Source organism: Sulfuricaulis limicola, assembly GCF_002355735.1.
Classification (GTDB): Bacteria; Pseudomonadota; Gammaproteobacteria; order Acidiferrobacterales; family Sulfurifustaceae; genus Sulfuricaulis; species Sulfuricaulis limicola.
This window is the reverse complement of record NZ_AP014879.1, coordinates 2,434,423-2,457,864: the sequence shown is the minus strand read 5'-3', so window position 1 is coordinate 2,457,864 and position 23,442 is coordinate 2,434,423. Positions and strand designations below refer to the sequence as shown.

Below are 23,442 nucleotides of genomic sequence, written 5' to 3'. Positions count from 1 at the left end.
TCCTATGGATAATATCAAAAAGATTGACTGTTATTGATGGTTCGATTTCGGCAGCATGCCGGCCACGTACTGAAATAAACCCTTTGAAACGGAGGGTTACAGTGCTCCGGGGCGGGAAATCCGCCGCGAGCGCCGGTGCGGAACGGTTCAATCAAAAACTCTGGAGGCAGTCATGGGTAAAACTGAAACCATCAAGGAAGGGAAAGAACGCTATAAATCCGGCGTCATCCCGTACAAGAAAATGGGCTATTGGGAGCCTGATTACAAACCCAAGGATACCGACGTCATCGCGCTGTTCCGCATTACGCCGCAACCCGGCGTGGATCATGAAGAAGCCGCCGCGGCCGTGGCCGGTGAATCCTCCACCGCGACCTGGACCGTGGTCTGGACCGATCGCCTGACGGCCTGCGAACTGTATCGCGCCAAGGCGTTCAAGAGCGAGCTGGTGCCGAACACCGGACCGGGCACCAAGAACGAAGCCCAGTATTTCGCCTACATCGCCTATGACCTCGACCTGTTCGAACCGGGTTCGATCGCCAACCTGACGGCCTCCATCATCGGCAACGTGTTCGGCTTCAAGGCCGTCAAGGCCCTGCGTCTCGAGGACATGCGCATCCCGGTCGCCTACCTCAAGACCTTCCAGGGCCCGGCCACCGGCATCGTGGTGGAGCGCGAGCGCCTCGACAAGTTCGGCCGTCCGCTGCTCGGCGCCACCACCAAGCCCAAACTCGGCCTGTCCGGCCGCAACTACGGTCGCGTGGTGTACGAGGCGCTGAAGGGTGGCCTCGACTTCGTGAAGGACGACGAGAACATCAACAGCCAGCCGTTCATGCACTGGCGCGATCGCTTCCTGTATTGCATGGAAGCGGTGAACAAGGCCTCGGCCGCCACCGGTGAGGTCAAGGGCCATTACCTCAACGTCACCGCCGCGACCATGGACGAGATGATCGAGCGCGCCGAGTTCGCCAAGAGCCTCGGTTCCGTGATCATCATGATCGACCTGGTGATCGGCTACACCGCGATCCAGACCATGGCCAAGTGGGCGCGCAAGAACGACATGATCCTGCACCTGCACCGCGCCGGTAACTCGACCTACTCGCGCCAGAAGAATCACGGCATGAACTTCCGCGTGATCTGCAAGTGGATGCGCATGGCGGGCGTGGACCACATCCACGCCGGTACCGTGGTCGGCAAGCTCGAAGGCGATCCGCTGATGATCAAGGGCTTTTACGACACGTTGCGCGAAACGCACACACCGAAGAACCTCGAAACCGGAATGTTCTTCGACCAGGATTGGGCCTCGCTCAACAAGGTCATGCCGGTGGCCTCGGGTGGCATTCACGCCGGCCAGATGCACCAGCTGATCCATTACCTCGGCGAAGACGTGGTGTTGCAGTTCGGCGGCGGCACCATCGGCCACCCGCAGGGCATCCAGGCCGGTGCGACCGCCAACCGCGTCGCGCTCGAAGCCATGATCCTGGCGCGCAACGAAGGCCGCGACTACCTGAAGGAAGGCCCGCAGATCCTGGAGCAAGCCGCCAAGACCTGCTCGCCGCTCAAGGCCGCGCTCGATACGTGGAAGGACATCACCTTCAACTACGAGTCGACCGACACCGCGGACTTCGTGCCCACGACCACGGCCAGCAACTAATTTTACGAGGAGAATCCGTTATGATGACCAATCCAGGCAATCGTCTGACGCAGGGACAGTTCTCGTTCCTGCCGGACCTGACCGACGCGCAGATCACCGCGCAGATCAAGTGGGCCCTCAACAAGGGCTGGGCGGTCAGCGTCGAATACACCGACGACCCGCATCCGCGCAACACCTACTGGGAAATGTTCGGCAACCCGATGTTCGACCTCAAGGACCCTGCCGGGATCCTGATGGAGATCAACAACTGCCGCAAGACCTTTCCCAACCACTACGTCCGCGTGACGGCGTTCGACAGCACGCGCGGCTGGGAAACCCCGCGCATGTCCTACCTCGTCAACCGTCCGAAGAAGGAACCGGGCTTCGGCCTGGTGCGGCAGGAGGTCGACGGCCGCAATATCCGCTACACGGTGCATTCCTATGCCACCGACAAGGGCGAGATGGAGCGTTATTGACGCAAATGATGTAAATGCCGTGCCGGCCGGCGCGGCCAGAAACCGCGCCGGCCGGGTTTTTCCCCGAATTTCAGAATGGATCGAATCATGAGCGAGGCGCAATCCAGGACCATTCCGGCCACCGATCAGGTTGATCTCGAGGCCGAGTTCAAGGCCTCCAACATCCAGGAAGTGCTGGACAAGCTCGACCGCGAGCTGATCGGACTGGTTCCAGTCAAAACCCGCATCCGCGAGGTCGCGGCGCTGCTGCTGGTGGACCGGCTGCGCAAGCGTTTCGAGCTGACCTCCGAAACGCCGACGCTGCACATGTGCTTCACCGGCAATCCCGGCACCGGCAAGACCACGGTGGCCATGCGCATGGGCGAGATCCTTAAGCGCCTCGGCTACGTGCGCGAGGGCCATCTCGTCACCGTCACGCGCGACGATCTCGTCGGCCAGTACATCGGCCACACCGCGCCCAAGACGAAAGAAGTCATCAAGAAGGCCATGGGCGGCGTGCTCTTCATCGACGAGGCCTATTACCTGTACAAGCCCGAGAACGAGCGCGACTACGGCCAGGAGTCGATCGAGATCCTGCTGCAGGTGATGGAAAACAATCGCGACGACCTGGTGGTGATCCTCGCCGGCTACAAGGACAAGATGGACCGTTTCTTCCAGAGCAATCCGGGCATGCGCTCGCGCATCGCCCACCATATCGATTTTCCGGACTACCAGCCCGAGGAGCTGGTGGCGATCGCCAAGCTGATGCTGGCGGGCCAGAACTATCATTTCAGCGCCGAGGCCGAAAAGGCCTTCGTCGAATATCTGAAGCGGCGCATGAAAATGGAGCATTTCTCCAACGCGCGCTCGGTGCGCAACGCCCTCGATCGCGCGCGCCTGCGCCAGGCCAACCGCCTGTTCGGACGCCGCGGCCGGTCGCTGAGCAAGGACGATCTCATGACGCTCGAGGCCGAGGACGTGCTCGCCAGCCGGGTGTTCCGCGAAGGCCGCCTCGACCAGGACCGGGCCTGAGCATGGCGGCGCGCGGGAGCGAACTATGAAACTCCCGGAGCTGATGCGGGCCGTCGGCGACGTGGCGCAAACCGGCGGCACGGCGGCGCAGTGCGAGGGCCTGGCGCGCGAGGCCGGGCGCCTCGCGGACATGGTCGGCTGGGCTTCCGGTCCCATCGACCCGCAGGGACAGCTGCTCGAACGGCTGGCCACGTTGCAGGAGGACCTGGACGTGCGGCACGCGCAGAGCAGCGATGCCGGCATCGCGATGCTGCACGATGCGCTTACCGTTCTCGGCCGCGCCATCGCGCGCCACGACGAGCAGCTCGATCCAGAGAGCGCCGGCGAGGACGAGGGTGAAGACTTCGCCTAGAGAATTTGATTTATATGAATTTTCAACGCAGAGACGCAGAGAACGCAAAAGCCGCAGAGAAAATTCTCTTTGAATGATTTATGAAAATCTTCGCGTTCATCGCGTGAGACATAGTTGATGTAGGGCGTGCCGAGCGTCAGCGAAGCACACTGCGTTACCGGCGAATCAGGAGGAACCATGCCACTCGTGGATATGCGCGACATGCTGAACCATGCCTACCGCAACAGCTACGCGGTGGGCGGGTTCGACCTGGTGAGCCTCGACTTCCTCGAGGCGATTCTCGCGGCCGCGGAGAATTGCCGCTCGCCGGTGATCCTGAGCCTGGCCGAATCCCATTTCGAACATTACGACTTCGAGCTGGCCATGGCCGCCACCGAGAAGGCTGCGCGCCGTGCCGAGGTGCCGGTCGCGATCCACCTCGACCACGGCGCCTCGCAGGAATCCGCGGTGCGCGCCATCAACCTCGGCTGCAACGGCGTGATGGTCGACGCTTCGCACGAGTCTTTCCCGGTCAACGTGGCACAGACGCGGCGCGTGGTCGAGATGGCGCATGCCTGTGGCGTGGCCGTCGAGGGCGAACTGGGCTATGTCGCGGGCGTGGAGGGCGAAGACGCTGCCAAACATCCGGGCGAGAATCAATACACTTCGGTGGAGGAGGCCAAGGCTTATGTCGTGCGCACCGGCGTGGATTGCCTCGCGGTGTCCATCGGCACGGTGCACGGGCGCCTGCGCGGCAAGCCCAAGCTCGATTGCGATCGCCTCAAGCGCATCAACGACGCGGTAAAAATTCCGTTGGTGATCCACGGTGGCACCGGTCTGGCCGACGAACAATATCGCAAGCTGATCTCGCACGGCGTGGCCAAGATCAACTACTACACCGCACTGGCCGACGCCGCCGGCAGCCGCATCCGCGCCAACGCGCGCGCCGACGCGCGCTGCGGCTACACCGGGCTGGTGAAGGGCATGCAGGAAAGCATCCGCGAGGAAGTCGAGCGCGTCATGCGTCTGTGGGGTTCGGCCGGGCGCGCCGCCGAGGTGCTGGTGCAGTGCCAGGCGTGGCAGCCGGTCGAGCACGTCATCATTTATAACGTCGAGCACGTGCCGGACGCGCAGGTCGAGGCCATGATGGCGCGCGGGCGCGAGATGCTGGCCACGATCCCCGGGGTGCGACGGGTTGTCACGGGCTGGGCCGTGGCCGACAAGCCGCGTTACCGTTTCTGCTGGCTGATCGAATTCACGCACCGGACTGTGATAGATTCCTATCGTGAACATCCCCTGCACCGACAGTTCGCCGACAATCTGTTCCGGCCGATTGCCGTTGACCGGGTGTCAGTGGACTTCGAGCATGTGGATGCCGCGCCGGCCGTGCCCGTCAGCCGGGTCCGGGAAAGCGCCGCCGGCTGATTCCCTGCAGTTAATAAGCTACATCAATACTGAATTAAACAACTTCCCCTCTCCCTTGACGGGAGAGGGCCAGGGAGAGGGTGTGATTTCCAAAACTGCTTCTAATCCCGCGCCATGCTGAGCGTCGGCACACCGCTGATGTGGATGCTGTTCGCGGCCTTCGTGCTGGTCGCACTCGTGGTCGATTTCCTTGCCATGAACAAGCAGGGCGCGCACAAGGTCACCATGGGCGAGGCCGCGACCTGGTCGCTGATCTGGGTCGCGGTGTCGTTCGTGTTCGTCGCCCTGCTGTGGTGGTACCTCGGCGGCCTGGGCGGCGACGAGGCGGCGCGGGGCATGGCCAACGTCAAGGCGCTCGAATTCGTCACCGGCTATCTGGTCGAGAAGGCGCTGGCGGTGGACAACATCTTCGTGTTCCTCATGGTGTTCACCTATTTCTCGGTGCCGGCGGAATTCCAGAAGCGCGTGTTGATGATCGGCATCCTCGGTGCGCTGGTGCTGCGCGCGGTGATGATCTTCGCCGGCGCCTGGCTGATCGCGCGTTTCGACTGGGTGCTGTACATCTTCGGGGCGTTCCTGGTGTTCACCGGCGTCAAGATGTGGTGGGCCGCCGGGCAGGAGCCGGACCTGGAATCGAACCCGGCGCTGAAGTGGATCCGCCGGCACATGCGCATCGCCCCGGACTTCGACGGCGAGAAGTTTTTCACCGTCGTCAACGGCGCGAAGCTGGCCACGCCGCTGTTCGTAGTGATCCTGCTGATCGGCATCGTCGACATCGTGTTCGCGGTGGATTCGATCCCGGCGATTTTCGCGATCACCACCGATCCGTTCATTGTCCTGACGTCCAACGTCTTCGCCATCCTCGGCCTGCGCGCGATGTACTTCCTGCTCGCCGGCCTGCACGACAAGTTCCACCTGCTCACCTACGGCCTCGCCATCGTGCTGATCCTGATCGGCGCCAAGATGCTGCTGGTGGACGTCTACCATATCCCGGTGGCCTGGTCGCTGGCGGCCACCGTCACCGTGCTGGCCGCGACCATGGTGCTGTCGCTGTACGTCCCGGCCCGCGGCTACCCCGGCGGCGCCTACCCCTTCAAGGCCAAGCACGACAAGGGCGGAGACGGGGCGAAGAAATAACCAGGTTTGGTTGTCATTCCCGCGGAAGCGGGAATCCAGCATATTAATGATTTGATTGCTTTTAATTATCTGGACTCCGGCTTTCGCCGGGGTGGCGATTAGAATGGCGTCATGAAGCAACTGAGTACTGTCCGCCGTACGTCCCCGCGCATCGGGCTGGCGCTCGGCAGCGGCTCGGCGCGCGGCTGGTCGCACATCGGCGTGATCCGCGTGCTGGAGCAGGCCGGCATCTCGCCGGACATCGTGTGTGGCGCTTCGATGGGTGCGCTGGTGGGGGCGGCGTATGCCGCCGGCGATCTCGACCGGCTGGAAACCTGGGCCAAGGGTCTGACGTGGAAAGCGGTGGTGGGGCTGCTCGATCTCAAGATTGGCGGCGGTCTGATCGCGGGCACCAAGCTGTTGAGCTTTTTCCGCGCGCGCTTCGAGGATCCGGGCATCGCGAAACTGCCGAAGGCCTACGCCGCCGTCGCGACCGAACTCGCGACCGGCCGCGAGGTCTGGCTGCGCGATGGCCCCGTGATCGACGCCGTGCGTGCCTCCATTGCCGTGCCTGGTCTGTTCACGCCGGCGGAAATGGACGGGCGCCTGCTGGTGGATGGCGGACTGGTGAACCCGGTGCCGGTGTCACTGTGCCGCGCGATGGGCGCGGATATCGTCATTGCGGTGGACGTGAATTCGGACCTGATGGGAAAGCAATTTCACGCGCCGGTGGAGTCCGCTACGCCGGCACCCGAAACCACGCCCGGCGCGTTCGCATCGATCATGGCCAAGATGACGCCGGATTTCATGAGAAACGGGCCGAAAAACCCGGTCGAAATGCCTTCGATGCTGGATGTGCTGAGCACCAGTCTCAACATCATGCAGGTGCGCATCACCCGCAGCCGCCTCGCCGGCGAGCCCGCGGACATCCTGATCCGGCCGCGCCTGTCCGACATCGCCAGCATGGATTACCATCGCGCCGCGCCCGCGATTACCGAAGGCCAGCGCGCCGCGGAGCAGATGCTGCCCGAGCTCCGGGAATTCTTCGGCAAATGAACGGCGCAAACAGGCGGAAACCGAAATAAGGGATTTGTTTTTTTGTCGTCATTCCCGCGAAAGCGGGGTGAGGCGGAGTCTTCGCAAACACACTTAACGTGTGTTTGCGCCGCCGAACGGGTGCAACGAATTTCGTTGCACCCCGGGCAGCAACAGGCTCAACAATCATCGGCCGACAGGCCGATCCCAAAACAGGTTTATTCAGCGATGAAAAAATTATTCATAGTCTTGGCCTTTCTCCTGACGGGCTGCGTCGGCCTCCCCGAAGGCATCAAGCCCGTCGAAAACTTCAAACTCGACCGCTACCTCGGCACCTGGTACGAAATCGCCCGGCTCGACCATCGCTTCGAACGCGGCCTGAGCCGGATCTCGGCCGAATACAGTCGGCGTGAGGACGGCGGTGTGCGGGTATTGAACCGCGGCTATTCCGCGGAAGACAAGGAATGGAAAGAGGCCGAGGGCAAGGCCTGGTTCGTCGAGGGACCCGACAAGGGTTATCTGAAGGTTTCCTTCTTCTGGCTGTTTTACGGGTCCTATGTCGTGTTCGACCTCGACCACGAGCATTATCAATACGCGCTGGTGTCCGGCCCGGACAAGTCCTATTTATGGATTCTGTCCCGCACCCCGGAAATGAAACCGGACATCAAAGACAAGCTCATTGCCAAGGCGAATGCCCTGGGCTTTGACACTAGCAAGCTGATATTTGTCGATCATTAATATTTCTCCCCTCCCCCTTGCGGGGAGGGCAAGGGGAGGGGGTCGGTAAAAGCATGAATCCATTTCATCAAACCCGAAAATTTCACTTCAGAAACTTACCATGCAAGAAATCCAGAAATTGATCGAAGGCTTTCAGCGCTTTCGCGCGCACCACTACGAGCGTGATGGCACGCCGTTCAAACAACTGGTCAGTGAGGGCCAATCCCCCAAGATCATGGTCGTTGCCTGCAGCGACTCACGCGTCGACCCGGCCATCGTCACCGACTGCGACCCCGGCGACCTGTTCGTGGTGCGCAACGTCGCCAACCTGGTGCCGCCGTTCGAGCAAGGCGGCGGCTATCACGGCACCTCGGCGGCGCTCGAATTCGCGGTGAGCTGCCTGAATGTCCGGCACGTGATCGTGATGGGCCATGCGCGCTGCGGCGGCATCCGCGCGCTGCTCGGCAATATCCGCTTCGAGGGCAGCACCGGGCAGTTCATCACGCCGTGGATGTCGATCGCCGAACAGGCGCGCCGCGAGGTGGCCGCGACCCACGCGGCCGCAGACGCCGATACCCGCGCCGCGGCCTGCGAACGCGCGGCCATGCGCGTGTCGCTCGGCAACCTGACGAGCTTCCCGTTCGTGCGTGAGGCCGTGACGACCGGCCGCCTGCAACTGCACGGCTGGTATTTCGATCTCGATCGCGGCGAGCTACACGGCTACGACGCGGCAAGCGGGGGGTTTGAATTGCTTGGGGGTTGAGGGGAGGTGATTAATGATAAATCACTCCGACGCCTTTAATTGCAGCATTAAGCAGCTGCCGGTGTTTCTCCTGTGGGTTGCAACGCATTCGCCGATGCATCGGCGACATCCGCCTTACTGCGGTCCTTTCGCCAACCCGCCGGCGGCATGCCGAATTCGCGCTTGAACGCCCGGTTGAATGCTGCCTCGGAATCGTAGCCGACTTGCTCCGCTACCGCGGCGAGGGATTTATTCCCGTTCAAAAGTTCATGTGCCGCAACTTGCAGACGCCAGCGCGCCAGGTATTGCATGGGCGGCTGTTCCAGAAAATCGGTGAAGCGCTGCGCCAGCGCCGAGCGCGATAAACCCACCTTGCGCGCGAGTTCGTCCACGGTCCAGTCATGCGCCGGCCGCGCGTGCATCAGCGATAGCGCGCGTCCCACAAAACGGTCGCGCGCTCCCGCCAGCCATCCCTTGCGGTCCGCCGGCAGCGCATCGATGCAACGGCGTATCGCCTCGACAAACAGCAGTTCGGACAATTTGGCGAGGACGGTGGCGCTGCCGGCGCGCCACTCCGCGGCTTCGGCGGCGGCGAATTGCAGCGATGACTCGAGCCATGCCGAGCGCGGATCGTTGCGCATGTCAATCTTGAAGATGCGCGGCAGCGAGGAAAGTATCGGGTTGCTCAGAGTCTCGTCGCAGGCCAGAAAGCCGCACACGGTGCGTGTCATCGCCCCGCCGCCCCCATAGGACAGCTTCATCACCTCGCCGGGCGCCGTCTCCAGCTGACTGGCCAGCAGCGGCCCGAATGGCACGGGAGTGAGATCCGGGGCGCTACCCAGTATGTGCGTTTCCCCTTGCGGCACCACCAGCAGTTCGCCGGCATTGATTTGAATGGCCGAGTCGGGGTCGGCCGCCAGCCGCGCCCAACAGTTGCCTTCGGTGATGAGATGGTAGGACACCACGCGCTCTGATCGCGGCAGGTAGCCCGCGCACAGGGCGCCATCGGTTTTGCCGATCACACACCACGGCGCGGTGAGCTCGCTATAGAGGTAAACCGCACCGCTCAGGCGTACCACGCGCAGCACGTCGGAAATGGCATCCATGAACAGCCTCCGTCAATTCCGGCGTCCCGCGCAAGAAATCCGGACGCCTGATCATTCATGTCTGTAACCGGCGCGAAGATACTAGCACCCGGCTTAAATCCCCAACAACACACGATCAAAGAGGTGCGACATGAACAACGGAAAGACTTACAAAGGCAGTTGTTTTTGCGGCGCGGTTCAGTTCACGGTCAGCGGCGAGCCGGCCGCCATGGGTTATTGCCATTGCGACTCGTGCCGCCGCTGGTCGGCGGGGCCGGTCAACGCCTTCACGTTATGGAAACCCGAAGCGGTCCAGGTCACGCGCGGAGGTAACCACATCGGTGCTTACAACAAGACCGAGCGCAGTCATCGCAAATGGTGCAAAACCTGCGGCGGCCACCTCTTCACCGACCATCCCCACTGGGGGCTCATCGACGTGTATGCCGCGGCCATTCCGGACTTCCCGTACCAGCCCGGGATCCATGTGCACTATCAGGAGACGAAGTTGCAAATCAGGGACGGCTTGCCGAAGATGAAGGACATCCCCAAGGAAATGGGTGGCTCGGGCGTCAGCGTAGCGGAATAGCACATTGATCTCTTCAGGCTCCACTGTCCCGGGCGCCCACCCAGACGCTTCAGCCGCCGTCTTGCCTTTGTTTTGTCGTGGCAGGACGATGGCTGAACTTCGTCGTTAGCCGCCTATGAAGAGGAAAAAACAATGCTCGAACTCCGCCCGACGTGCGAAAACTGCAACAAGCCGCTGCCACCCGATTCGCTGGAGGCGTGCATTTGCACCTATGAATGCACGTTCTGCGCGACCTGTGTCGATAAGGTTTTGGGCAACGTCTGCCCGAACTGCGGCGGCGGTTTTGTTCCCCGGCCCATCCGGCCATCGAAGAACTGGAAGGGCGACAACTATCTTGGCAAGGACCCGGCCAGCGTCAAAATCAAACACCGGCCGGTGGATCCGGCCGCCCATGCGAAGTTCGCGGCCACGATCAGGAACATACCGCCTGAGAAACGCTAGGCGCATGGATGAGAGCGACAAAGTTCATCACTGCCCACAGGATCGGGATGGGTATTTCGTTATCCTCCGCTCGATGTCTGAACCAGGATTACCGAATCGGTCGGGCGTAGCGGGTGCGTTAGATCGAAGGGACAATGAGGGACAGGCCACGATTGAATTTTGACAGGACCAGAAAATGCGGCCTGTATCTTTATATATAACTCACCCCTTATATAACTAATTAATTAATAGCTATTTGTATAACCGTTGGACTGTCTCGCCGGGCACTACTGTCACCCTGCATGAATAAAATCCCCAGATTGATATATATCAAAGTACCGATTCTTGACATGAGAGTAGAGTTTTCGCCGGACCCTGTTTCGATTAGATCAAGCACAGCACACCAGAGCAGTTCAAGTTCAATAGAGTAGTTTCAATAAGACAGATCTATTCGGAAAACCTTCGCCTCGGAGGGTATACATAAGCCAAAGGAATCGGCAGAACGAGGTTCCCGCGCCGGAGTTGACGCGGAGACAGGAGCAGCGTCGGGAGGGTGCATGGATTGCCGCCTGGAGGCGGCAGGAGGAGCCTGATGAATCCCGCAACGCATCGCGTGCCGCCCGCGCTGGCGGTCGTCCTGATGTTATTGTTACCCCTGTCATCGGCATGGGCCGCGCAGCCGGCCCCGCTCACCTGTGGTGTCAGCGCCAGCGTGACCACGATCCCGGTCGGCGGCATCATCACCTATACCGGCACCGCCGCGGGCGGGGTGAAGCCGTATCGCTTCGACTTCACTTTCTCCGGCGGCAGCCCGACGTCAAACACCCAATCGGGCAACAGCAGCGGAACCTCCGCGCCGGTGCCCGTGACCTACAACGCCGCCGGGAGTTACACCACGAGCTTCAAGGTGACCGACAGCACCGCGCGCCGGCCCAAGACCTGCACGGCGACCGTCAACGTCACGGTGAACGCGGTATCAACCGGCACGTCCATAAACTCGACCAGCCAGATCTTCTCCGATGTTTTCGGCCCCGGGATTTTGCCCGGCAGCGTGCCTCCCGTGACCGAGCAAGCGGCGCCGCGGCCGGCGAACTCGCTCAACCCGGCTCCGGGCACCGGCACCACCGGCTTTCAGATCGTCGCCATCAACGACCTGGGCATGCACTGCGGCGACTACGACACCCGTATCTCGAGCATCCTGCCGCCGTTCCAGGTGCTCCTGGCCCAGGTCATCCAGAAGGGCGCCCAGCCCGTGATACTCAATTCGAGCGTGGTGGACGTGCTGTACTCGGCCGCGTCGAATCCCGAGGACCCGATTCTCGGCCAGACGAACCCGGATCCGTTCACCGGGGTGGTCAGGAACAACAGCACGGTGGTCGACATCTACAAGACCAACTTCTGGAAAATCATCCCGAAGGGCGCCTATGACCCGTTCTACCCCGCTTTCAACCCCTTCAACCCGGCGCAGAACATTACGCCGCTTGCCGGACCGCCGTTCACGGTCACGCCTGACGAGAGCCTGCCGGTGCCCAACGTCAAGGACCTGTTCATCGGTCCGGACGGGGTGGTGAACAGTGGCGACGAGTTTCTGTCGGCGGTCCAGCACAACATGCCCGGCATCACCAGCCCCTTTACTGCCAACCTGTCCCAGACCGCCAACGAGCATTACGAGGTCAAGCCGTTCTTCGTGAACTTTCCTTTTGGCTACGTCGCCCAGAACCTCAACTGGTTCGAGGCGGCCGGCGTGCCCTTCGCCGCCTGGGACGACAAGGGCCGCGAAAACGCCTACCCGCTGGTGCGGGTGCAGGCGAAAACGAAGAGCGGTGGCGCCGTCCTGGCGACGGTGGACACGGTGCTCCCCATCTCCGGCGAGGCCAGCTGCAAAAACTGTCACGCCGCGGCAGCGGATGTCCCGGACAGCCCGACCAAGGGCGTGGCCACGGCCGGCCTGACCAGCGCCGGCCTGCCGGTGGCGGACCGGCTGGCGGACCCGGAGATCGTCGTGGTTCCGGAGAACGTCAGCATCGAGTACGCGACCGACATCAACGTCCTGCGTCTGCATGACCTGAGGCACGGGTCGAGGTACGTGAACACCTCGGGCCAGTCGGCCGCCTGCGTGATCAACTCGACCACTCCGAACGGCAACGCCAACTGCCTCATCAACAAGGCGCTGGTGCAGGACAAGCCGGTGGTCTGCCAGGTGTGTCACTACACTCCGGCCCTCGACCTGGCCCATCTCGGTCCGCTGGCCGGTGCCGTGGGCACCATCGCCAACGGCCGCAACCAGATCGCGCACCCGAGCAACTCGCGCGTGATGCACTGGCACCATGGCAACCTCGACACCAGCGGGCGGTCACCGGGCGATACGGGCTACAACGCGAACAGCCTGCTCTTCCCCAACATGCCGCTGCCGATCCAGGATGCGAACGGCATCGTTACCAACCAGGCTGCGCGCGTGGCCGTGCTCGATGCCGCCTGCTACCAGTGCCACCCGGGCAAGACCACCAAGTGCCTGCGCGGCGTCATGCGCACCGGAAACATTCTCTGCAACGATTGCCACGGGAGCATGAAACAGGTGGGCGACGACTTCTCCAGGAACGTTTCTCCATCCAACCCGGGTGCGTTCATCCTGGCGAAGGACTTCTACACCAATCCCGCCACTCCGCGGGTGCCGTGGGCCAACGAGCCGGGCTGTGGCTCCTGCCACAGCGGCGACGCCGTCAGTAATCTGGCGAACACCACGAACGTGATCAAGAACACGAAGGACGCCACCGGCGTGAGCGACAACATCCGGTTGCGCGTGGCTTTCCGCACCAACGACACCAAGGCCACGCCCATCGTGCCGGCCAACAAGCGTTTCGCGGAACCTCTGGTGCCGGCCGCGTACAACGGGTTCGTGAACCCGGGCGCGGGCAACCCGCAGCTCTACCGGGTGAGCACCGGCCACGGCGGCGTCATGTGCGAGGGCTGCCACGGCGCCACCCACGCGGAATGGCCGATGGGGAATCCGCGCGCCAACGACAACCGCACCGCCGAGCAGATCCAGGGGCACGACGGCAAGATCCAGGAGTGCGACGCCTGCCACACCCGGGACGCGAACGGGGACCTGACGATGCCGCTTGGCCTGGACGGGCCGCACGGCCTGCATCCGGTTAACGACCACCGCTGGAACCTGAACCACAAGAACTTTACCGGTGGTGCCTTGGCGAATTGCAAGATCTGCCACATGAATCCGGTGACCGGCGCGCTGACCGGCAGCGTGTTGTCGAAGACCTCCGCCGACCGGGTGGTGACCTGCAAGAACACGCAGGGCATCGCCCCCTACAACACCGACTGCGCCGACGGGACGGCCACCATCGCTAAGGGCACGCCGGTGGGTTGCGGGTTCTGCCACAAGCAGAAGTAAGACCAGGTCATGCCATCTGACGAAGGGCGGCCCCGGCCGCCCTTCTTTTTTTGCGGCGGGAAAATAAACACGCTTTCCGTTTGCGTGTTTAGTTTTACCCGCCGCTCAAGGCCTGCACCAGCACCACCGAATCGGCCGGGCGCAGCGGGTGCGTGAGCTTGAACACCTGCTCCTTGTTGACGAAGAATCGCATGTGCGGGCGCATCCGGTCCTGCTCGTCGATCACGCGAAAGCGCAGGCCGGGATACTGGCGGTCGAGGTCGGCGAGCAGTTCCGTGAGCGTGGCGCCGCTGGCATCGACCTCGCGCGCATTGGTATAAGACAGCAGCGGCGTGGGGATCAGCACTTTCATCGATCAGCCGACCTCCGCGGCCTCCACCGCGTAAATCTCAGGCAGGTGTCGCGCGAGGCACGCCCAGCGTTTGCCTTCGTTGGAACTCATCCATACCTCCCCGCTGGTCGTGCCCAGATACAGCCCCACGGGATTGCGTGCGTCCGCGGTCATGGCCTGGCGTTTCACCGTCCACCACGCCTGCTGCTTCGGCAATCCGGCGTCGAGACGCTGCCAGGTCTTGCCGCCGTTGCGGGTCACGTACGCGGCGGGTTTGCCGTCCGGGCTGGTGCGCGGCCACACGGTCTGGCCATCCATCGGGAACACCCAGGCGGTGTCGGCATCGCGCGGGTGCACCACCATGGGGAAGCCGACGTCACCGATTTGCTTCGGCATGTTTTTGCCGATGCGCGTCCACTCCTTCGATGGCCGGTCGAGGCGATAGATGCCGCAGTGATTCTGCTGATACAGGCGGTCCGGGTTGCCCGGACACATCTGGACGGCATGCGGGTCGTGAAAGGCGATGTTGGCGGCGTCGAAGCCTTCGACCACTTCCATGCCTTTTACGAGGGCAGACCAGGTTCGTCCACGGTCGAAGGTTTCGTGTATGCCGCCGCCCGACATGGCGAAGTAAAGATGCTTCGGGTCGCGCGGGTCGACGATGATCGAGTGCAGCTTCGGGCCGTCGGGCGTGCCGTCCTGCACGCTGCCCATCCACTCGCGGAACTTCGGATCGTCGTTGATTATCGAGAACGGCTCCCAGGTATCGCCGCCGTCGTCGGAGCGGAACAGTCCCTGCGGCGAGGTCCCGGCGTACCAGGCCCGCGGTTCATTCGCGTGACACGGCGTGAGCCAGAAGGTGTGATCCACCGCACGGCCTTTTTCTCCTTCCTTTGCCTTGGCGAAGGCTGGTGGTTTCCTGGCTTCCTTCCAGGTTTTTCCGAAATCCGTGGAGCGGAAGATGGTCGGGCCGAGGTGGCCGGTCTTGGCTGCCGCCAGCAGCGTGCGCCCGTCGCGCGGGTCGAGCACCAGATGCTGAATGATCTGCCCGAGAAAATGCGGCCCATCCGCGCGCCAGGTCTTGCGCTGCTTGTCGCCGTGAAACAGCCACGCGCCTTTGCGCGTGGCGACCAGCACTACCACCCGGCGTGCCGGGCGAGGGCGTGCGGCGGGTTTGGAACGGGTGGCTGTTGCTTGTTTTCGAACGTGTGATTTCTTGTTGGTGCGCGCCATGGTTCGGTTCTCCTCCGTGTGTGGATTCAGCTCTTCAGCCGGTAGCCGGTGCGGAATATCAGCCACACCAACCCGAGGCAGAGCAGAAAGAAAAACAGCGTCGCCGCCAGGCTGAGACCGACGCCGACGTCGGCGGTGTCGTAGAAACTCCAGCGGAAACCGCTGATGACGTAGACGATCGGGTTGAACAGGCTGAAGGTGCGCCACGCGCCCGGCAGCATGTCGATCGAATAGAACACGCCGCCGAGGAAAGTGAGCGGTGTCAGGATCAGCATCGGGACGAACTGGAGCTGCTCGAAGCCCTTGGCCCAGATGCCGACGGCGAAGCCGAACAGGCTGAAGGTGCTCGCGACCAGCAACAGAAACCCCACCATCCAGAACGGGTGCGCAATGTGGATCGGCACGAACAGATTCGCGGTGGCGAGGATGATCAGTCCGAGGAGGATCGACTTGGTCGCCGCCGCGCCGACGTAGGCGAGCACGATCTCGAACGCCGATACCGGCGCCGACAACACCTCGAAAATGGTGCCGGTGAAACGCGGCATGTGGATGCCGAAGGAGGCGTTGCTCACGCTCTCGGTAAAAAGCGACAGCATGATCAGGCCTGGCACGATGAAGGAGCCGTAGTGGACGCCATCGATGTTTCCCATGCGCGATCCGATGGCGGCGCCGAACACGACGAAGTAGAGCGAAGTCGTGATCACCGGTGTCACGAGGCTCTGCCACAGGGTGCGCCGGAAGCGCGCCATTTCGAACTTGTAAATGGCGAGAATCGCGTGGTAATTGAACTTCAGGGTTTGGCTCGGGTGATTCATCGGCGTTCGGTTACCAGGCTGACGAAAATATCTTCGAGCGAACTTTCACGCGTGTTGAGGTCCTTGAAGCCGATCCCGAGTTCGCTCAGGCGCCGTAACAGCTCCGGAATGGTGGTGTGTTCCTTGCTGGCGTCGAAGCGGAATTCCAGATCATTGCCGCCGTTGTTCAGTGCCAGGCCCCAATCGCCCAGTTCCGGCGGAATCGCGGCCAGCGGTTCCTGCAAGTGCAGCGTGAGCTGCTTCTTGCCGAGTTTTTTCATCAGCGCGGTCTTGGCCTCGACCAGGATCAGCCGGCCCTTGCTGATTACGCCGATGCGGTCGGCCATTTCCTCGGCCTCGGCAATGTAGTGCGTGGTGAGGATGATGGTGACGCCGCTGTCGCGCAGGCGCCGCACCAGCGCCCACATGTCGCGGCGCAACTCCACGTCCACGCCCGCGGTCGGCTCGTCGAGAAACAGCACCCGCGGCTCGTGCGCCAGCGCCTTGGCGATCAGCACGCGGCGCTTCATCCCGCCCGAGAGCGTCATGATCTTGTCGTGGCGCTTGTTCCACAGCGACAGGTCGCGCAGTACCTGCTCGAGCCAGGCCGGGTTCGGTGGCAGCCCGAACAGACCGCGGCTGAAATTGACCGTCGCCCACGGGGTCTCGAACATGTCGGTGTACAGTTCCTGCGGCACCAGGCCGATCCTGGCGCGCGCAGCGCGGTAGTCGCGCAGGATGTCGTGGCCGTCGACCGTGACGCGGCCCGCGGTCGGCGTGACGATGCCGCAGACGATGCTGATGAGCGTGGTCTTGCCGGCACCGTTCGGCCCGAGCAGCGCGAAGATCTCGCCCCGGCGGATGTCGAGGTCGATGTCCTGGAGCGCCGTGAGCCCCGAGGCGTAGGTCTTGTTGAGTCCGGCAATGGAGATGACCGCGGGCATGGGCGCGAGTGTAACGCCGGTGCGGCTGTTTTCGTAGGCGTCGGGATGGGAGCGGGTCAGGTCGTCCACGGTAAAAGCCTACATCGTCGGGTCCAGGGGGCGCACCTCGATTACGCCGCCCGCGTCGAGGGTCGGGATGCGCCGCGCGACCGCCAGCGCCTCGTCGAGGTCCTGGCACTCGATCAGGTGATAGCCGCCGAGCTGCTCCTTGGTTTCCGCGAACGGACCGTCGGTGAGGGTCGGCTTGCCGTGGCGGGCGCGTATCGTGGTGGCGCTTGAGGTCGGTTGCAGTTTGGCGCCGGCGCGGTACTGGCCGCTCTGCGTGATCTCCTGTTTCCAGGCGCCGTACTGGCGCATGATCTCGTCGCGCCGGGATTCCGGCAGGTTGGCCCAGCGTTCCTCGTCGAAGCAGCACAGCAGCAGATATTGCATGGTTTTCTCCTCTACTGATGGTACGCCTGTTGCAACGCCTCGATGTCGGGCTTTTTCATTTGCAGCAGGGCGCGCATGACGTTCCCGGATTTCATCGGGTTCTTGTCCTGCAACATCTCAAACAGCACGACCGGGACGATCTGCCACGACAGGCCGTATTTGTCCTTGAGCCAGCCGCATTGCTGTGCTTTTTCGTCGCCGCCGGCGGAGAGCTTTTCCCAGTAGTGATTCACTTCCTCCTGGGTCTGGCAGTTGACGACGAACGACACGGCCTCGGTGAATTTGAAATGCGGCCCGCCGTTCAGCGCCACGAAATCCTGGCCTTCGAGCTGGAAGGCCACGGTCATGGCCGAACCCTTGGGCCGGCCGGAGGCCTGGGCCCCGGCTTCGTCGTAGCGGGCGATATGACCGATCTTTGAATTCCTGAAAATGGAGGCGTAGAACTTTGCCGCCTCCTCGGCCTGGTGATCGAACCACAGGAAGGGAGTGATTTTTTGCATGGCGCCAGCTCCTTATTTCTCGGCGGCGGTTTTCAGCGCCGCCAGGCTTTCCTCGAATTTCCCGCCGATCATCTTGTCCATGCTGCAGAACAGCCCGAACAGCTTCGAGATATAGGGGCTCGGGCCGGAGATCGCCTGCGTCACCCGTGTTGAGTCGCCCTCGGGCTTCAGCGTGAACTCCAGGGTGTTCTGCGCGGCGAACGGCTTGATGAAATCCATCCGGATGCCGACCCGCGACGGCGACGACTCGGTGATTTCCATGCGCCCCTGGCCGATGTCCTTGTTGCCCTCCCACTCGTAGACCGCGCCCACGCCGCTGGCGCCGCCGCTGTGGGCGCGCTTCATCCCGGGGTCGATTTTTTCCCAGGCCGACCAGGCCTGCATGCTGCGCAGGTCGTTGATCAGCGGATGAATCTTCTCCGGCGGGGCCTTGATGCTGGCCGACCGTTCCACACGGAACGTGTCGGGCAGGGTGGCCGCGTAAATGAGCACGGCGGCGATCACGACAGTGATGACGATGGCGATTATCTTGAACATGACGATGTCTCCTTGATCTTGTTGGTGTTGGTTATTCCGGGTCCTGTGTTTGTCCCGGGCGTGACGCCAGCATCACGCCGAGGCCGTAAAGCATGCCGCTCCAGCGCGCTTCGGCGTCCTGTGTGCGTTCCGGCGGCAGGTTTTCGTGGTGCAGGCGCAGTTCGCAGCCGCGCCTGCGCGGGTTGATCTCGACGGTCACGCGCGTGGCGTGGCGCTGCTCGCGCAGGGTGAAGACCAGCCGGCGCGGCGGCACGATCTCCACATACTGTCCGAAATGCTCGGTGCTGGCGCCGTTGCGCTGCTCCGCGAGCCGGAACCGGCCGCCAACGCGCGCGTCGATCTCGACATGTGCCATGGGGCGCGTTGCGGTGGCGAACAACCACCGGCCCGCCAGCCCGGGATCGAGCCAGGCGTCGAACACGCGCCGCCGCGGCGCGCGGAAGCGGCGGGTGAGACGTATGGCCGTGGGGTGCTGTTTCGCCTGATTCATGGCATCTCCCGCATCCCTCAGGCGGGCACCATGATCATCCACGCCACGCCGAAGCGGTCGGCGACCATGCCGAAGCAGGGGGAGAAGAAGGTCTTCGACAACGGCATCCGCACCTGCCCGCCGTCGGCGAGCGCGGCGAACATGCGCCTGGCCTCGGCCTCGTTCGGCGCTCCCACCGTCAGCGAAAAACCCTGGAAGCTCGGCTTGCCACTGCAGAAACCGTCGGAGGCCATCAGCGTGGTGTCGCCGAGGCGGAAGCTCGAATGCAATATTTTGTTTTCCGAACCCGGCGGGAGTTTGCCGGGCGGCGGGGGTTCGGGGCTCTCCTTGTTGCGCATGAGCATGGTCACTTCCGCACCGAGCGCCTTGCGGTAGAACTCGAGCGCTTCCTCGCAGCGGCCTTCAAAGAACAAATAGGGTTCGACTTGCATGATTTCTTCTCCTGTTGGCGGGGCCGGCTATTTCTTCCCGTCCATGCCGATTTCGCGGAACCGGTCGAGCGTGTCGCTCGAGCCGAAGTCCTCCAGCTCGAACAGTTGCCGCACCTCGATCTCGCATGGCTTGCCGTTGCCGGCGGGATTGGGAAAGCGCCTGGTCCATTCCAGCGCCTCTTCCCGCGATTTGGCCTGGATCAGCGTGTAGCCGGCGATCAGTTCCTTGGTCTCGGCGAAGGGGCCGTCGACCACGGTGCGCCTGGCGCCGTCGTACTTGATGCGCCATCCGAGCGCGCTGCGTTGCAGGCCGGAGCCGTCGAGCAGCATGCCGGCCTTGGCCAGCTCCTCGTGGTACGCCGCCATTTCGGCGAACAGTTTCTCCTCCGGCATGACGCCGGCTTCCGAGTCCCTGGTGGCTTTGACGATGATCATGAATCTCATGGTGTGTCTCCTGTCTTGCGTGAATCCGTTATTTTTTGCCTGTTGAACGCCGCTGTTCGCTGGCTTGCACCATTTCCGTGAGGTCCGCGGCCGGACGGATCTCGAAGGGCCCGTTCCGTACGCCCGGGTGCTTCGACATCAGCTGGATGGCGTGGTTGAGATCGTCGGCCTCGAGGATCAGGATGCCGCCCAGTTGTTCCTTGGTTTCGGCGAAGGGGCCGTCGGTGACGGTCGCCTTGCCGTTCTTCCAACGCAGGGTGACGGCGCTGTCCGCGCCCTGCAGCGCCTCGCCGCCGGCAAAGTGGCCGTGCTTGCGCAGCACGTCGTCGTAGTCGAAGCACTCGTCCATCCAGGCGTTGCGCTGGTTTTCGGACAGCGTTTCCCAGTGTTTCTCGTCGTAGTATCCAAGGCAGATGTATTTCATGGTTTTCTCCTGATTCAAGCGTCGCAAGAATTGAAACAATCGTGGCTCAGAATCCGAGCGCCAGCGTCTGCGGATCGTCCGCGACCGGCCGCAGCTCGACGCAACCGCGCCGCGCCCCCGGGATTTTCGCGGCTACGCGGATGGCCTCGTTCATGTCCCGCGCCTCGATCACGTAGTACCCGCCCAGCTGTTCCTTGGTCTCGGCGAAGGGGCCGTCGGTGGCCGAGACCTTGCCGTCGCGCACGCGAATCGTGACGGCGGTGGCGGCGGGCTTCAGCCGGTTGGCGCTGACGAAATGCCCGTCCCTTTTGACGTCCCGGGTAAACTCGACGTACTCCTGCATTTGTTCCCTGGCGTCCGCCTCGGTCAGCTGTTCCATCACCTTCTCGGCACAGATCAGGCACAGAAATTTCATGGCGTCTCCTTTCGAATCGACGGGTCAATGAACCCGGCAGGCACGGCAAGCCGCTTGCACGCCCCATTCCGGGGATAGCTTCCGGGCCGGTTATGCCTGTAGTCGATTGGCAGGCTGCCAAATCGACAACCGCCGGAGTTTTTGCAGGGTGTGCTGAGCGTCAGCGAAGCGCACCGAATATGCGCCGAACGGTGCGCAACGCTGCGCTTTTGCGCACCCTGCAGAAACCCGTGAATTTCACTTGGTTGTACCCTTGGTCGTTCGGCGGGGTCCGAATTCGACAACGGCCCCGGCCTGCCGGACGGATTTATTCCGGCAGCGCGGCCAGCCGCCGCTCGAGAAACCGCCGTTCCGGTTCCTGCTGCACGAGGGCCAGGGCGCGCTGGTAGGAAACCCGGGCTTCCGCGTCCCGGCCCAGCCGCCGGCACAGATCGGCGCGAGCCGAATGGGCCAAGTGGTAATCCGCCAGCTCGTCGCGCGCCAGAATCGCGTCGATGAGCGCGAGGCCGGCCTCCGGACCGTCGCGCATGGCCACCGCCACCGCGCGGTTCAGCTCGACCACGGGTGACGGCACTGCCCGCGCCAGCACGTCGTACAGTCCGACAATCTGCCTCCAGTCGGTGGCGGCGGCCTCGGGTGCACTGGCATGCACCGCCGCGATCGCCGCCTGCAGCGTGTACGGGCCGAAATGCCGCGAAGCCAGCGCGCGTTGCACCAGCGCCAGTCCTTCCGCGATCTGTTCCCGGTTCCAGAGCGAGCGGTCCTGTTCGTCGAGCAGGATCAGGTCGCCGGCCGGCGAGGCGCGCGCCGCGCGCCGCGATTCCTGCAACAGCATCAGCGCCAGGAGTCCCATGGCCTCGGGCTCCGGCAGCAGTTCGATCAGCAGCCGGCCGAGGCGGATCGCCTCGCCCGAGAGATCGTGGCGCGTCAGTGTCGCGCCCGAGGAGGCCGAGTAGCCTTCGTTGAACACCAGGTAAATCACGCGCAGCACGCTTTCGAGCCGGTCCGGCAGATCCTCCGGCGACGGCACTTCATAAGGAATGCGCGCGTCGCGGATCTTGGTCTTGGCGCGCACGATGCGCTGCGCCAGCGTCGGCGGCGCGGTCAGGAAGGCGCGCGCAATTTCCTCGGTCGTGAGGCCGCAGACCTCGCGTAGCGTCAGCGCCACTTGGGCGTCGGGCGGCAGGGCGGGGTGGCAGCAGGTGAACATCAAACGCAGCCGGTCGTCCTCGATGTCCTCGCGGCCCCAGGTCGCGGGATCATCGGGCGCGGCGATTTTCTCCGCGGCATCTTCGTCCAGCGCCTCGAAGCGCGCGTGCCGGCGAATGCCGTCGATGGCCTTGAAACGTCCGGCCGACACCAGCCACGCCCGCGGGTTGGCGGGCACGCCGTCGCGCGGCCACTGCTCGAGCGCCGCGCGGAAGGCGTCGTGCAACGCTTCTTCGGCAAGCTCGAAGTCACCGAGCAGGCGTATAAGCGTGGCGAGCACGCGGCGTGACTCGGCGCGGTACAGCGCTTCCACCATCTGGCTCGTCGGTCTGGCCGTGATGTTGTTCACCGGCGGTATCCTGCTCTGGCGGCATGAGGCATGCCGTGGTTGCTGCGGATCGAATTCTCCCGGAGGCATGCAGGCGGCGCATGCGGCGGACGAAAAGAGTTACTAAATGTGGCAGATTTTTTTGCTCTTCGCCCGGCAAGCATGTTACGCCGGGAGCACGAAATCAAGCCTCGGGGCGGGGGAGACGGACCGGCGGTCCATCGGCTTTTATTGCACCGGCAAGGCCGCCACCGCCGTCACTTTCCCCGCGTGCAGATCGACCGTGAAGGATTTCCTGACGAACAGGAATTGGCCGGTCTCCGCGGTATAGACGTTGGCATCGGTAGTCGGCCGCAGCACGATCCAGTCAGCCGGGTTCTTGGCGCTGACGTAACCGCTGTGCGCGTCGCCGAACAGCGGGAGGCGGATGCGCTGCTCCCGGGCGTCGCGCATGACGATCAGGTATTCGCGGTGGCTGACGGTGCCAGGATTGTGCAGCTCCAGGTGGTAGCGGATGGCCTGGCCGTGGGCATTGAGCAAGGCGGTTCCGCTGGTTTCGGTGTCCGCGCTCACGTTCGTCGGCAGCCACTCGCCATAGGCGTCGTGATGCAGTTTCATCACGTATCCGCCCGCGCCGAGAATGACCGCGACCAGCAGGAGGGTGAGCCACTCGTTGTATTTCCACCAGGCCAGGATGGCGATGAGCAGGGCGGCAGGAACGCTGATTGCCAGCGTCGTCACGATGGCCGATTCCCCGAGCACCAACCCCTCGCGAAACCAGCTGGAAATGAAACCGAGCGCGGCGACCGCCGCGGCCGTGTAGAGCAGGGTGATGATAACGATGAATTTCCGCATGCGTGCTTGCCTTTTCCAAGCATGTTCCGGTGACAGCGCACAATCAACCCCTGGAGGTGTCGCTCGCTTTTCGCCCCCGATTACTGAAAAACGGC

At 63.1% G+C, this 23,442-nt stretch carries 27 protein-coding genes; 12 read left to right on the top strand and 15 right to left on the bottom strand.

Annotation, left to right across the window (positions count from 1 at the left end):
* The first annotated feature begins 172 nt into the window (after nucleotides 1–172).
* The 9 genes from SCL_RS11910 (at nucleotide 173) to SCL_RS11870 (ending at nucleotide 8,504) form a co-directional block, all read left to right on the top strand.
* Complete coding sequence (locus SCL_RS11910) at nucleotides 173–1,651, top strand: ribulose-bisphosphate carboxylase large subunit (protein ID WP_096361404.1); 1,479 nt, start codon at nucleotides 173–175, stop codon at nucleotides 1,649–1,651.
* Nucleotides 1,652–1,671: 20 nt separating this feature from the next.
* The gene (locus tag SCL_RS11905) at nucleotides 1,672–2,106 is read left to right on the top strand and encodes a ribulose bisphosphate carboxylase small subunit (protein WP_096361403.1); all 435 of its coding nucleotides are present in this window, start codon (nucleotides 1,672–1,674) and stop codon (nucleotides 2,104–2,106) included.
* 75 nt (nucleotides 2,107–2,181) lie between these two features.
* Complete coding sequence (gene cbbX / locus SCL_RS11900) at nucleotides 2,182–3,117, top strand: CbbX protein (RefSeq protein ID WP_197702625.1); 936 nt, start codon at nucleotides 2,182–2,184, stop codon at nucleotides 3,115–3,117.
* Between the two features lie 25 nt (nucleotides 3,118–3,142).
* Nucleotides 3,143–3,469, top strand: a complete 327-nt coding sequence (locus SCL_RS11895) for a hypothetical protein (protein ID WP_096361401.1) — start codon at nucleotides 3,143–3,145, stop codon at nucleotides 3,467–3,469.
* Nucleotides 3,470–3,646: 177 nt separating this feature from the next.
* Entirely contained in the window at nucleotides 3,647–4,873 is a 1,227-nt protein-coding gene (locus tag SCL_RS11890; protein ID WP_096361400.1) for a ketose-bisphosphate aldolase, read from the top strand.
* 114 nt (nucleotides 4,874–4,987) lie between these two features.
* Complete coding sequence (locus SCL_RS11885; RefSeq protein WP_096361399.1) at nucleotides 4,988–6,010, top strand: TerC family protein; 1,023 nt, start codon at nucleotides 4,988–4,990, stop codon at nucleotides 6,008–6,010.
* A gap of 111 nt (nucleotides 6,011–6,121) precedes the next feature.
* Nucleotides 6,122–7,045, top strand: a complete 924-nt coding sequence (rssA, locus tag SCL_RS11880; RefSeq protein ID WP_096361398.1) for a patatin-like phospholipase RssA — start codon at nucleotides 6,122–6,124, stop codon at nucleotides 7,043–7,045.
* Nucleotides 7,046–7,252: 207 nt separating this feature from the next.
* Nucleotides 7,253–7,762 carry a lipocalin family protein gene (locus SCL_RS11875; RefSeq protein WP_096361397.1) on the top strand — a complete coding sequence of 170 codons (510 nt, stop codon included), beginning with the start codon at nucleotides 7,253–7,255 and terminating at the stop codon, nucleotides 7,760–7,762.
* Between the two features lie 100 nt (nucleotides 7,763–7,862).
* On the top strand, nucleotides 7,863–8,504 hold the full coding sequence (locus SCL_RS11870; RefSeq protein WP_096361396.1) for a carbonic anhydrase: 642 nt from the start codon (nucleotides 7,863–7,865) through the stop codon (nucleotides 8,502–8,504).
* Nucleotides 8,505–8,551: 47 nt separating this feature from the next.
* Here SCL_RS11870 and SCL_RS11865 read toward each other — a convergent pair whose 3' ends face one another.
* Entirely contained in the window at nucleotides 8,552–9,589 is a 1,038-nt protein-coding gene (locus SCL_RS11865) for an AraC family transcriptional regulator (RefSeq protein ID WP_096361395.1), read from the bottom strand.
* Nucleotides 9,590–9,719: 130 nt separating this feature from the next.
* Between SCL_RS11865 and SCL_RS11860 the strand changes: the two genes are divergently transcribed.
* The 3 genes from SCL_RS11860 to SCL_RS11850 all read left to right on the top strand — a co-directional run bounded on the left by SCL_RS11860 (nucleotide 9,720) and on the right by SCL_RS11850 (nucleotide 13,980).
* The gene (locus tag SCL_RS11860) at nucleotides 9,720–10,154 is read left to right on the top strand and encodes a GFA family protein (protein ID WP_096361394.1); all 435 of its coding nucleotides are present in this window, start codon (nucleotides 9,720–9,722) and stop codon (nucleotides 10,152–10,154) included.
* Nucleotides 10,155–10,286: 132 nt separating this feature from the next.
* Nucleotides 10,287–10,595 carry a DUF1272 domain-containing protein gene (locus tag SCL_RS11855; protein ID WP_096361393.1) on the top strand — a complete coding sequence of 103 codons (309 nt, stop codon included), beginning with the start codon at nucleotides 10,287–10,289 and terminating at the stop codon, nucleotides 10,593–10,595.
* 571 nt (nucleotides 10,596–11,166) lie between these two features.
* Complete coding sequence (locus SCL_RS11850; RefSeq protein WP_096361392.1) at nucleotides 11,167–13,980, top strand: PKD domain-containing protein; 2,814 nt, start codon at nucleotides 11,167–11,169, stop codon at nucleotides 13,978–13,980.
* Nucleotides 13,981–14,074: 94 nt separating this feature from the next.
* On the opposite strand, the gene SCL_RS11845 is transcribed toward SCL_RS11850, so the two are convergent.
* The 14 genes from SCL_RS11845 to SCL_RS11780 form a co-directional block, all read right to left on the bottom strand.
* Nucleotides 14,075–14,332, bottom strand: coding sequence for a MoaD/ThiS family protein (locus SCL_RS11845; RefSeq protein ID WP_096361391.1), 258 nt, complete (start codon nucleotides 14,330–14,332; stop codon nucleotides 14,075–14,077).
* Nucleotides 14,333–14,335: 3 nt separating this feature from the next.
* Nucleotides 14,336–15,544: a sialidase family protein gene (locus SCL_RS11840; RefSeq protein WP_197702624.1), complete on the bottom strand. Its 1,209-nt coding sequence runs from the start codon at nucleotides 15,542–15,544 to the stop codon at nucleotides 14,336–14,338.
* A 26-nt stretch (nucleotides 15,545–15,570) separates the two neighbouring features.
* Entirely contained in the window at nucleotides 15,571–16,359 is a 789-nt protein-coding gene (locus tag SCL_RS11835) for an ABC transporter permease (protein ID WP_096361389.1), read from the bottom strand.
* Entirely contained in the window at nucleotides 16,356–17,282 is a 927-nt protein-coding gene (locus SCL_RS11830; RefSeq protein WP_096361975.1) for an ABC transporter ATP-binding protein, read from the bottom strand. Before SCL_RS11830 ends, SCL_RS11835 begins: the two co-directional genes overlap by 4 nt.
* A gap of 78 nt (nucleotides 17,283–17,360) precedes the next feature.
* Nucleotides 17,361–17,714, bottom strand: a complete 354-nt coding sequence (locus SCL_RS11825; RefSeq protein ID WP_096361388.1) for a YciI family protein — start codon at nucleotides 17,712–17,714, stop codon at nucleotides 17,361–17,363.
* An 11-nt stretch (nucleotides 17,715–17,725) separates the two neighbouring features.
* Entirely contained in the window at nucleotides 17,726–18,214 is a 489-nt protein-coding gene (locus SCL_RS11820; RefSeq protein ID WP_096361387.1) for a VOC family protein, read from the bottom strand.
* A gap of 12 nt (nucleotides 18,215–18,226) precedes the next feature.
* On the bottom strand, nucleotides 18,227–18,751 hold the full coding sequence (locus tag SCL_RS11815) for an SRPBCC family protein (protein WP_096361386.1): 525 nt from the start codon (nucleotides 18,749–18,751) through the stop codon (nucleotides 18,227–18,229).
* 31 nt (nucleotides 18,752–18,782) lie between these two features.
* Complete coding sequence (locus SCL_RS11810; RefSeq protein WP_096361385.1) at nucleotides 18,783–19,241, bottom strand: SRPBCC family protein; 459 nt, start codon at nucleotides 19,239–19,241, stop codon at nucleotides 18,783–18,785.
* 17 nt (nucleotides 19,242–19,258) lie between these two features.
* Nucleotides 19,259–19,672 carry a VOC family protein gene (locus SCL_RS11805; RefSeq protein ID WP_096361384.1) on the bottom strand — a complete coding sequence of 138 codons (414 nt, stop codon included), beginning with the start codon at nucleotides 19,670–19,672 and terminating at the stop codon, nucleotides 19,259–19,261.
* Nucleotides 19,673–19,699: 27 nt separating this feature from the next.
* Nucleotides 19,700–20,116, bottom strand: a complete 417-nt coding sequence (locus SCL_RS11800; RefSeq protein WP_096361383.1) for a YciI family protein — start codon at nucleotides 20,114–20,116, stop codon at nucleotides 19,700–19,702.
* A 28-nt stretch (nucleotides 20,117–20,144) separates the two neighbouring features.
* Nucleotides 20,145–20,540: a YciI family protein gene (locus SCL_RS11795; RefSeq protein ID WP_096361382.1), complete on the bottom strand. Its 396-nt coding sequence runs from the start codon at nucleotides 20,538–20,540 to the stop codon at nucleotides 20,145–20,147.
* A 46-nt stretch (nucleotides 20,541–20,586) separates the two neighbouring features.
* Entirely contained in the window at nucleotides 20,587–20,955 is a 369-nt protein-coding gene (locus SCL_RS11790; RefSeq protein WP_096361381.1) for a YciI family protein, read from the bottom strand.
* A 307-nt stretch (nucleotides 20,956–21,262) separates the two neighbouring features.
* Nucleotides 21,263–22,480, bottom strand: coding sequence for an RNA polymerase sigma factor (locus SCL_RS11785; RefSeq protein ID WP_096361974.1), 1,218 nt, complete (start codon nucleotides 22,478–22,480; stop codon nucleotides 21,263–21,265).
* Nucleotides 22,481–22,720: 240 nt separating this feature from the next.
* Complete coding sequence (locus SCL_RS11780) at nucleotides 22,721–23,347, bottom strand: hypothetical protein (protein WP_096361380.1); 627 nt, start codon at nucleotides 23,345–23,347, stop codon at nucleotides 22,721–22,723.
* Between the last annotated feature and the right edge of the window lie 95 nt (nucleotides 23,348–23,442).

Bases quoted from the DNA above. Each gene is read 5' to 3' on its own strand.
- SCL_RS11910 (WP_096361404.1), top strand. From the start codon at position 173: ATGGGTAAAACTGAAACCATCAAGGAAGGGAAAGAACGCTATAAATCC.
- SCL_RS11905 (WP_096361403.1), top strand. From the start codon at position 1,672: ATGATGACCAATCCAGGCAATCGTCTGACGCAGGGACAGTTCTCGTTC.
- cbbX (WP_197702625.1), top strand. From the start codon at position 2,182: ATGGATCGAATCATGAGCGAGGCGCAATCCAGGACCATTCCGGCCACC.
- SCL_RS11895 (WP_096361401.1), top strand. From the start codon at position 3,143: ATGAAACTCCCGGAGCTGATGCGGGCCGTCGGCGACGTGGCGCAAACC.
- SCL_RS11890 (WP_096361400.1), top strand. From the start codon at position 3,647: ATGCCACTCGTGGATATGCGCGACATGCTGAACCATGCCTACCGCAAC.
- SCL_RS11885 (WP_096361399.1), top strand. From the start codon at position 4,988: ATGCTGAGCGTCGGCACACCGCTGATGTGGATGCTGTTCGCGGCCTTC.
- rssA (WP_096361398.1), top strand. From the start codon at position 6,122: ATGAAGCAACTGAGTACTGTCCGCCGTACGTCCCCGCGCATCGGGCTG.
- SCL_RS11875 (WP_096361397.1), top strand. From the start codon at position 7,253: ATGAAAAAATTATTCATAGTCTTGGCCTTTCTCCTGACGGGCTGCGTC.
- SCL_RS11870 (WP_096361396.1), top strand. From the start codon at position 7,863: ATGCAAGAAATCCAGAAATTGATCGAAGGCTTTCAGCGCTTTCGCGCG.
- SCL_RS11865 (WP_096361395.1), bottom strand. From the start codon at position 9,589: ATGGATGCCATTTCCGACGTGCTGCGCGTGGTACGCCTGAGCGGTGCG.
- SCL_RS11860 (WP_096361394.1), top strand. From the start codon at position 9,720: ATGAACAACGGAAAGACTTACAAAGGCAGTTGTTTTTGCGGCGCGGTT.
- SCL_RS11855 (WP_096361393.1), top strand. From the start codon at position 10,287: ATGCTCGAACTCCGCCCGACGTGCGAAAACTGCAACAAGCCGCTGCCA.
- SCL_RS11850 (WP_096361392.1), top strand. From the start codon at position 11,167: ATGAATCCCGCAACGCATCGCGTGCCGCCCGCGCTGGCGGTCGTCCTG.
- SCL_RS11845 (WP_096361391.1), bottom strand. From the start codon at position 14,332: ATGAAAGTGCTGATCCCCACGCCGCTGCTGTCTTATACCAATGCGCGC.
- SCL_RS11840 (WP_197702624.1), bottom strand. From the start codon at position 15,544: ATGGCGCGCACCAACAAGAAATCACACGTTCGAAAACAAGCAACAGCC.
- SCL_RS11835 (WP_096361389.1), bottom strand. From the start codon at position 16,359: ATGAATCACCCGAGCCAAACCCTGAAGTTCAATTACCACGCGATTCTC.
- SCL_RS11830 (WP_096361975.1), bottom strand. From the start codon at position 17,282: ATGCCCGCGGTCATCTCCATTGCCGGACTCAACAAGACCTACGCCTCG.
- SCL_RS11825 (WP_096361388.1), bottom strand. From the start codon at position 17,714: ATGCAATATCTGCTGCTGTGCTGCTTCGACGAGGAACGCTGGGCCAAC.
- SCL_RS11820 (WP_096361387.1), bottom strand. From the start codon at position 18,214: ATGCAAAAAATCACTCCCTTCCTGTGGTTCGATCACCAGGCCGAGGAG.
- SCL_RS11815 (WP_096361386.1), bottom strand. From the start codon at position 18,751: ATGTTCAAGATAATCGCCATCGTCATCACTGTCGTGATCGCCGCCGTG.
- SCL_RS11810 (WP_096361385.1), bottom strand. From the start codon at position 19,241: ATGAATCAGGCGAAACAGCACCCCACGGCCATACGTCTCACCCGCCGC.
- SCL_RS11805 (WP_096361384.1), bottom strand. From the start codon at position 19,672: ATGCAAGTCGAACCCTATTTGTTCTTTGAAGGCCGCTGCGAGGAAGCG.
- SCL_RS11800 (WP_096361383.1), bottom strand. From the start codon at position 20,116: ATGAGATTCATGATCATCGTCAAAGCCACCAGGGACTCGGAAGCCGGC.
- SCL_RS11795 (WP_096361382.1), bottom strand. From the start codon at position 20,540: ATGAAATACATCTGCCTTGGATACTACGACGAGAAACACTGGGAAACG.
- SCL_RS11790 (WP_096361381.1), bottom strand. From the start codon at position 20,955: ATGAAATTTCTGTGCCTGATCTGTGCCGAGAAGGTGATGGAACAGCTG.
- SCL_RS11785 (WP_096361974.1), bottom strand. From the start codon at position 22,480: ATGGTGGAAGCGCTGTACCGCGCCGAGTCACGCCGCGTGCTCGCCACG.
- SCL_RS11780 (WP_096361380.1), bottom strand. From the start codon at position 23,347: ATGCGGAAATTCATCGTTATCATCACCCTGCTCTACACGGCCGCGGCG.